The following is a 7,404-nucleotide window of genomic DNA, read 5'->3' as shown; positions in this document are numbered from 1 at the left end:
GAGTAGTACTAATAACCCATAGGCTTATTGTACGCCTGTTTTTTTATAAAGTTCAATAAATAGATTATTATTTGTTTTTGTGTATGTCACCCTTAGGGTGTTTTTCAATATGTTAAGATATTTGTTTTGATTTTTAATCAAAACGCTGGATGCTAAAGGTGTAAAAACCGATAGCGAGCAGCTATGACTTAAGGTGGTTATAGCGACGGGGCTCACCTCTTACCATTCCGAACAGAGAAGTTAAGCCCGTTAGCGCCGATGGTACTGCATTGTGGGAGAGTAGGTCGTTGCCTTTTTTGGAAGCCCCTTCATTGAAAAATGAAGGGGCTTTTTGTTTTTATATGCTTTTGTGTTTTTTGATAAAATTTTCGGATCCGGAATATCTGAATATTGAGAGAACAGTATTTTCCAATGTCTTTTTTAGTGCAAAGATCTAACTATTTTTAATCTTCACACACAACTTTTGAGATTGATCCCTTTTTGGCTTTCGGACCATTTATCAGGAGCTTTGTATAGCAAATACCCGCTTCTGTCTAGTACCTGTTTTGCTAAATACTTCTGGGACAAATGTCCTGTTCTTTATCTTTGCTTGTTTTGTACACAGTAACTACAGAGATACATCTGCGAGTGTCTCTTTTTTAGTGGCAATACAGAAATAATAGTTCAACATTTGATAACAATAAAGTTTAATGTTAATTAAAATTTTTTCCCTTTAAATTTTCTAACAGTATCTTTTAAAATTAAAATAAAATGGATAATTATATTTTTCTTCATTCTTCGAATTTGTCTTTGAAGGTGTGCTGTTTCCTTTTTTGCAAGCTGTAATTGATTTAGTAGATAGGCGTTTTGTTTTTCATTAACGGATAATTCATCAAAGTTTGAATAAAGCTGTTCTAATCGATTGTTGATAATGGATCCTACAGTATAAAATGATAATTTTTCATTAACAAATAGTTTAGCGTTCAAAGCTTTCCTGTTTCTTAAATCGGAGTTAATATAAACTTCCTTTAAATTTTTAATGGCAGATAACATGTTTGGATTTCCCCATAAGGTTTTAGAACAAAAATTGTTATCTGGATTTTCAATAAAACCAAGTTCAAAGTCTACTAAAAAGCTATTGTTATCATTCATAAATTCCGTATTTCCCGAATAGTTGGTAGCTATTGTAGGTTTTCCCAAATTCATAGCTTCAGCTAGGGTTAGTCCAAATCCTTCTGAGTGGTGCATCGAAACATAACAATCACAATTATTTATTAAATGATTTACACTGTTTTTGTCTAGATCTAGATCAATTATCCTAATGTTATTTTGATCCGATAGTAGTTTATGTAATTTATTTTTTGATTGCTTAAACTGTTGAGCTCCTATTGTTTTGATGATTAATTCAACATTGTTATTATTTCCAAAAGCTTCAATAAATGCCTTAACCAAGAAAAATGGATTTTTTCTTTCTATAGAACTGTGGTAACTAAAAATAAATAAAAAGCTAAATCTGTTTTTATCAAAAAACGATATAGATTCTTGGTTTTTTATAGGTTCAAGGCTCAATTCAACAGGATGTGGAACGGTAATTATAGGACCATTATATACTTTTTTAAATATTTCCTTGCAGTAGGTAGATGCTGTCCATATTTCATTAAAAAGGTTTATTGTTTCTTTAAATTTAGAAGGAAAATATTCAGACTCCCACATTAAAAAAAGAATGGAATATTTATTATTAAAAAACTCAGGATCAATAATGCTTAAAAATGTATCTAGATCGTTTATTGCAATTTGAACTAAATTTATTGAGTATTTAAATTCGTATTTGTAATTAGACTGCCGCTTAATCTTTTCATAATTTATTATATTAATTGGTATATTAAGTTTTTTGGCTGCTTCTATATTTAATTTTACGGCTTCGCCCAAGCCAAACATACTATCGGTATAGCCAATAATATTAAGCCCTAGTTGATGTGTTTTCATGAAATGTTTAAATTAACTTCTAAAGATTGCAGTGAAACCAAGTTGGTATAGGTTCCATTTATTCTTAATAATTCTTCATGGGTACCTTGTTCCACAATTCGCCCTTTTTTCATTACTACAATAAGATCTGCTTTTTGAATGGTAGAAAGTCTATGGGCAATTACCAAAGAGGTACGGTTTTCCATCATGTTTTCAAGAGCATTTTGCACCAATTTTTCAGATTCTGTATCTAATGCTGAAGTGGCTTCGTCCAAAATCATTATAGGAGGGTTTTTGATTACCGCTCTAGCTATGGCAATGCGCTGACGCTGACCACCAGAAAGTAAACTACCACCATCGCCTACGTTGTTTTGGTATTTATCAGGGAATTCGGAAATAAAATTATGTGCGTTTCCAATTTTTGCTGCGGCAATAATTTTTTCCTCATTTGCATCGTTGATGCCTAATGATATATTGTTTGCAATGGTATCATTAAATAAAATAGAATCTTGAGCCACAATGCCCATTTGCTCTCTTAAAGATTTAGTGGTTACATCCTTAATATCAACACCATCAAAAGTGATGCTGCCTTCGTTTACATCATAAAAACGAGTAATTAAATTAGCTAAGGTCGATTTTCCGCTTCCAGATTCTCCTACTAGAGCTACGGTTTTTCCTTTAGGGAGGGTAAGGTTAAAATCTTTTAAAACATAGTCCTCTTTGTATTTAAAAGAGATGTTATTGAATTTTATTTCTTTGGTAAATTCGCTTATTACCTTGGCACCCGTTTTGTCCTTTAATGGATTTTCTGCATCTAAAATAAATGCGACTCTTTCGTAAGCTGCATTTCCGCCTTGTAAAGCATGATTTGCTTTTGTAATGGCTTTTGCAGGGGTTAAAATTTGGTAGGCAAGCCCCATGTAGGCCATAAAAGCACCACCGCTTAAAGATTTATCAATAAGCACTAAAGAGCCTCCGTAAACCAGTAGCACGGAAATTACTAGAATTCCAAGAAACTCACTGGCAGGAGTAGATAAGCTCATTTTTTTGCCAATAGAATTATTAAGCGTATTTATGCCTTCTGTTAAGTCTTTGAATTTTTTTGAAAAATAATTTTCTGAAGTAAAGTTTTTAATAATTTTTATGCCTCCCAATGTTTCTTCTATATTGGATAATAAATGACCTTCTAAGGCAAAAATATCGCCCGATTGACTCTTGATGTTTTTACTTACTTTCGAGATTAAGAATCCTGAAACAGGAATAAAAAAGAGAACAAAAATTGTTAACTTCCAACTTATGGCAAACATACCTGCAAGTGTGAATAGGATGGTTAATGGTTCTCTTATCATCATTAGGACCCCCATAAAGGACACTTTTATGGTATTAATATCTGAAGTCATTCTAGCTATAAGGTCTCCTTTACGTTCATTGGAAAAAAAAGCTACATTTAAACTTATAATTTTATCATAAACATCCTGTCTTAAATCTTTTAAAATACCATTGTTCAAATAAGTCATATATAAAATGGAGAGATAGCTAAATAAGTTTTTTAATAAAAACGCACTTAAAACAAAAGCAACAACCGTTATTAAGGTTATTAAAGAGCCTTTAGAATCATTGAGTTTGGTTATGAAGTAGTTAAGGTAATTTTCTAAATAATTTAAGTTAAAATCTTTAATTCCATTATACATGGGTTTTTCTCTTAGTTTTTCTTCCTCTTCAAACAGAACTTTTACCATTGGCAATAAGGAAAGCATGGATATTGAAGAAAAAAGGGCATATAGAATATTAAAGACGATGCTTAAAATTTGAAATTTTTTATAAGGAATTAGATATTTAAGAAATCTTTTAAAGTTTTTCATTAATTAGGGAATTATAAGAAAGAGGATGTGACTATAAGATACTTTTGTATACTTCTGTATACTGTTTGGCTGCTTTTTCCCAAGTAAACTGTTGGGAACGATTTATATAAGCAGATTTAAATATATCTTTGTTGCCTTCAAACATAGACATTCCTGTTTCAAAAACATTTGCCATTTCTTCTGCATCGAAATTGTCCCAATAAAACGAATGTGTACCGCCTATTTCAGGCAAAGATGTTTTGTTAGAAAGGAATACAGGCTTACCAAATGTCATGGCTTCCAGAACAGGCAGTCCAAAGCCTTCTCGTAAAGAGGGAAAAGCAAAAGCATGACAATTTTTGTAGTAATAAATTTTATCTGATTCCGAAATATTACCTAATAAAACAACTCTATTTTCTAACTTATAATATTGTATTTTTTCTTTTAGAAGTTCAGCATATGCAGTGTTTAATCCTCCAGCTATAACCAAAACGATATCGCTTAAAAACCTTAACATTTCTATCAATGTATGAAAATTCTTTTTTTCAACCACTTGTCCAATTGAAAAAATAAAAGGTTTGTTTGGATTGTACTTAGTGTTATTGATCTCTATGTTTCTCGCTGGGTTATTGTTGAAATTATTTCCATTATATATTACATATTCTGGAATATCTGGAATATGAAAGTGAGCATGGGTGCTTTGCTTGGCAAATTCAGAAACATATACTATGGCAGCACTTCTTTTAATTTTGCTCTTGAGTTGATTGACCCTGAAATCTAAACCTTTCCCAGATTCTTCTTCTAAAAAATTTACGTCATGAATGGTTAATAAGTATGGAACATTTTTAGAAGCAGGTTCTATTTTTGTGTTTTGGTTAACCGAGTGCCACAAATTAAATTTTTTTTTGATTCTAAAAAGTGGATATCTCGTTATTGGCAAATATTTATTGAAGGAGATATTACCATTCAATTCTTTTTTTACGCTATCATTATTACAATTAAGAACTATTTCATGATCGTTTAAAAATTCGGTTTCCTTACTTAAGGCTTTAGCCAAATTAAAATTGAATTGCCCAAAACCACTGTGCAGGTTTTTTATATTGTGTGTTTCTAGAAAAATATTTTTATATGGATATGCTTTTTTCATAAGTATGATTTGTGGGTTTTTAATACACTAATTATTAGAATTGTTTTTATATGATACGAATGTTATTTCTAAAACATTGAGAGAATAATAACATGGTGTATAGATGAAAAAACAAAGAAAAGGTTGCTTTAATATATGGTTGAATTTTGATAAAAAAGAAATTGATCAGCAATTAATATTGGTTAAACTTTTACACACGCTGTTGCTTGCGGTTCTTTGAATAGGCTTATAGTTAACTGTGTCTTTTTTATAAGAATATTTTCGTCAAGAAAATGATTGATCTTTTCTTTAAAAAGTAAAGGTTCGAATTTACTATATAGATATAGAGCGTCTTTTTTTAATTTCTTCGTAGATTTACCATCAATAAGTAAAGGCTTATAATCATTTAAGTGAACTGATATATGATACTTAACATATTTAAAAGTTTCCCAAGTAGCTTTCTCGACCCAGGGAGAAAATATACTAAAGGTTGGTACATTAAGTGCCTTTGACATATTTATTGCTCCGCCTTCATTACCTATAAGTGCGTTGCAATGGTACAAGATACCCAAGAATTTTCGTAATGAAGAGGTATATATATCAAACTTGATTTTAGCTTTTGATTTGGGCGAGCATCTATTATAAAGTTCCTTTGCCTCCGATAATTGCGAAGGCATGTAATTAAATAAAATAGTAAAATCTTTTTGACAAGCAATATGGTCAATAATTTCTGCCATATAAGACAGAGGGTATGTTTTCTGTTTATTACTTCCAAGAATATTGATCATAAGAATTGGATTAGAAAAATTTACACCGTTATTTTCTAAAAACAATCTGGACTTTAATATTTCATTATCTGTTAAATATATTTTTGGAGGACTTGCTTTTTCTTTTACATCACCAAAAAGTGGTTGGAGTAATTTTAATCTATTTTCAACCGCTAGACCTAAATTAGAGGCTTCAGTTCTTTTATATTTTAAGGTTTTTGTATATATAACCCTAGAATACCATTTATCCATTGAGATTTTAATATTGGATCTAGAAAACAAACTCACCAATATGCTCTCCAATTTCCCATAGGCGTCAATAACAACATCATAATTCTCTTGGTTTATAAGTTCCAAAAACCTGTAAAATAACCATTTGCTATTTCGTAAATCTTTAGAAAAGAAAATGATGCTATCAATATGTGGATTGTTAGTAACAACAGCTTCCGTATTTAAGTTTATTAAATAGTGGATATTGGCAGTCGGAATGTTTTTTTTGATTTGTTCACAAAGCATCGTGCTTAAAAGAACATCACCAATCATTTTTTGTTGAATAATTAAGACTTTCATAATTGAAGATATTTTAGAACTTATATGTTATTTTTTATAAAAACTTATTTAATAATATTTTTTTATTGATGCTTTGTCCTTCTTCAAACTTTAGAATATTTTTAATATTCCTTAGAATTTCAGAGGTATAGTACTTAGATGCAAAAAAATAAATTGGTTGCTTTTAACAAATGTTAAATGTTACTTGTTAGATTACTCTTTTTTATGATTAGCCTATGTTTTTGGAGAGCTATAAATATGGTTAAGGAGAAGTTAAGAATGGTCGGTAGAATCAATATGATAATAAAATTACGACCCCTTTGCTTAAAGTATTATTAATGAATGGTTGTATTTAAAAAATGGAGTTTCTATATTTTGAAACCCCATTTTAATTAAAACTAAAATTAAACTCCTAAAATTTATAACCTACAGATACCTGAAAGCTATTGTTTTTTATGCTTCCTCTATTGGTAGAATCTTCATTCATACTCGTTTCAGAATCGTTTATATCAGATAGACCTAAATGATATCTACTTTGAATAAGCATCTTGTTATTGAATTCATATCCCAAACCAAAGTTTAATCCAAGATCCAAGGATTTTATTTGGTCTTTGATTTTTTCAGAGCCAGAATCTGTCATGATTTCATCATCAAACTGTGTTTTAACGTAGTAATCACTTTTTGCACTTAACAAATAACCAATTTGTGGACCTACTTCCAAACTCAAGTTTTTTACTACTTCATATCTTAGCATTATGGGTAGTTGTAAATAAGATAACATGATGTCTTCTTTATAGTCTATACTGAAAGTTGTACCTTCATCTTCAAAATGAAAAGAACCTTTAATTTTTCCTCCTTCCAAAGAATATAACAATTCTGGTAGTAATGAAAATTTTTCGCTTAATTCAAATTCTGCAAGTCCTCCAATATGGCATCCAAGTAAAAAGTTTTCACCATCTAAATCGGTTTTTAAAGTGGACATGTTTGCTCCCGCTTTAATACCCCATTTTACTTCTTGTGCAGTAGCTATTTTGCAAACCAATAGCGTTAAGCTTATTGTAATTAAAATTATAAATTTCATAATGTTCGTGTTTTGATTGATGATTTTTAATAGATCTATTTCTATTATAGAGCAAATATATATTAGCTAAAGGCATTCAACATTTCAAAGTGAAAC

General features: G+C 30.2%; 5 protein-coding genes and 1 rRNA gene. 1 reads left to right on the top strand and 5 read right to left on the bottom strand.

Annotation, left to right across the window (positions count from 1 at the left end; translation table 11 throughout):
• Positions 1-189: 189 nt before the first annotated feature.
• Positions 190-296 (top strand): 5S ribosomal RNA (gene rrf, locus VP395_RS12870).
• A 400-nt stretch (positions 297-696) separates the two neighbouring features.
• Here rrf and VP395_RS12865 read toward each other — a convergent pair.
• The 5 genes from VP395_RS12865 to VP395_RS12845 form a co-directional block, all read right to left on the bottom strand.
• Positions 697-1,965, bottom strand: a complete 1,269-nt coding sequence (locus VP395_RS12865; RefSeq protein WP_346242422.1) for a glycosyltransferase — start codon at positions 1,963-1,965, stop codon at positions 697-699.
• Complete coding sequence (locus VP395_RS12860) at positions 1,962-3,806, bottom strand: ABC transporter ATP-binding protein (RefSeq protein ID WP_346242421.1); 1,845 nt, start codon at positions 3,804-3,806, stop codon at positions 1,962-1,964. Before VP395_RS12860 ends, VP395_RS12865 begins: the two co-directional genes overlap by 4 nt.
• Before the next feature lie 31 nt (positions 3,807-3,837).
• Positions 3,838-4,932 (bottom strand): glycosyltransferase family 4 protein, encoded by a 1,095-nt coding sequence (locus tag VP395_RS12855; protein WP_346242420.1) that lies wholly within the window; start codon positions 4,930-4,932, stop codon positions 3,838-3,840.
• 182 nt (positions 4,933-5,114) lie between these two features.
• Positions 5,115-6,248, bottom strand: a complete 1,134-nt coding sequence (locus tag VP395_RS12850; RefSeq protein WP_346242419.1) for a glycosyltransferase family 9 protein — start codon at positions 6,246-6,248, stop codon at positions 5,115-5,117.
• Positions 6,249-6,639: 391 nt separating this feature from the next.
• Complete coding sequence (locus tag VP395_RS12845) at positions 6,640-7,308, bottom strand: porin family protein (protein WP_346242418.1); 669 nt, start codon at positions 7,306-7,308, stop codon at positions 6,640-6,642.
• Positions 7,309-7,404: the final 96 nt, after the last annotated feature.

This window comes from Mariniflexile soesokkakense (genome assembly GCF_039650365.1).
GTDB lineage: Bacteria > Bacteroidota > Bacteroidia > Flavobacteriales > Flavobacteriaceae > Mariniflexile > Mariniflexile soesokkakense.
The sequence above is the reverse complement of the archived record's forward strand: the minus strand, read 5'-3'. Positions and strand labels throughout refer to the sequence as shown.

What these genes read in the sequence shown, in the direction of transcription:
- VP395_RS12855 (WP_346242420.1), bottom strand. Translation starts at nt 4,932, where the DNA reads ATGAAAAAAGCATATCCATATAAAAATATTTTTCTAGAAACACACAAT.
- VP395_RS12865 (WP_346242422.1), bottom strand. Translation starts at nt 1,965, where the DNA reads ATGAAAACACATCAACTAGGGCTTAATATTATTGGCTATACCGATAGT.
- VP395_RS12850 (WP_346242419.1), bottom strand. Translation starts at nt 6,248, where the DNA reads ATGAAAGTCTTAATTATTCAACAAAAAATGATTGGTGATGTTCTTTTA.
- VP395_RS12860 (WP_346242421.1), bottom strand. Translation starts at nt 3,806, where the DNA reads ATGAAAAACTTTAAAAGATTTCTTAAATATCTAATTCCTTATAAAAAA.
- VP395_RS12845 (WP_346242418.1), bottom strand. Translation starts at nt 7,308, where the DNA reads ATGAAATTTATAATTTTAATTACAATAAGCTTAACGCTATTGGTTTGC.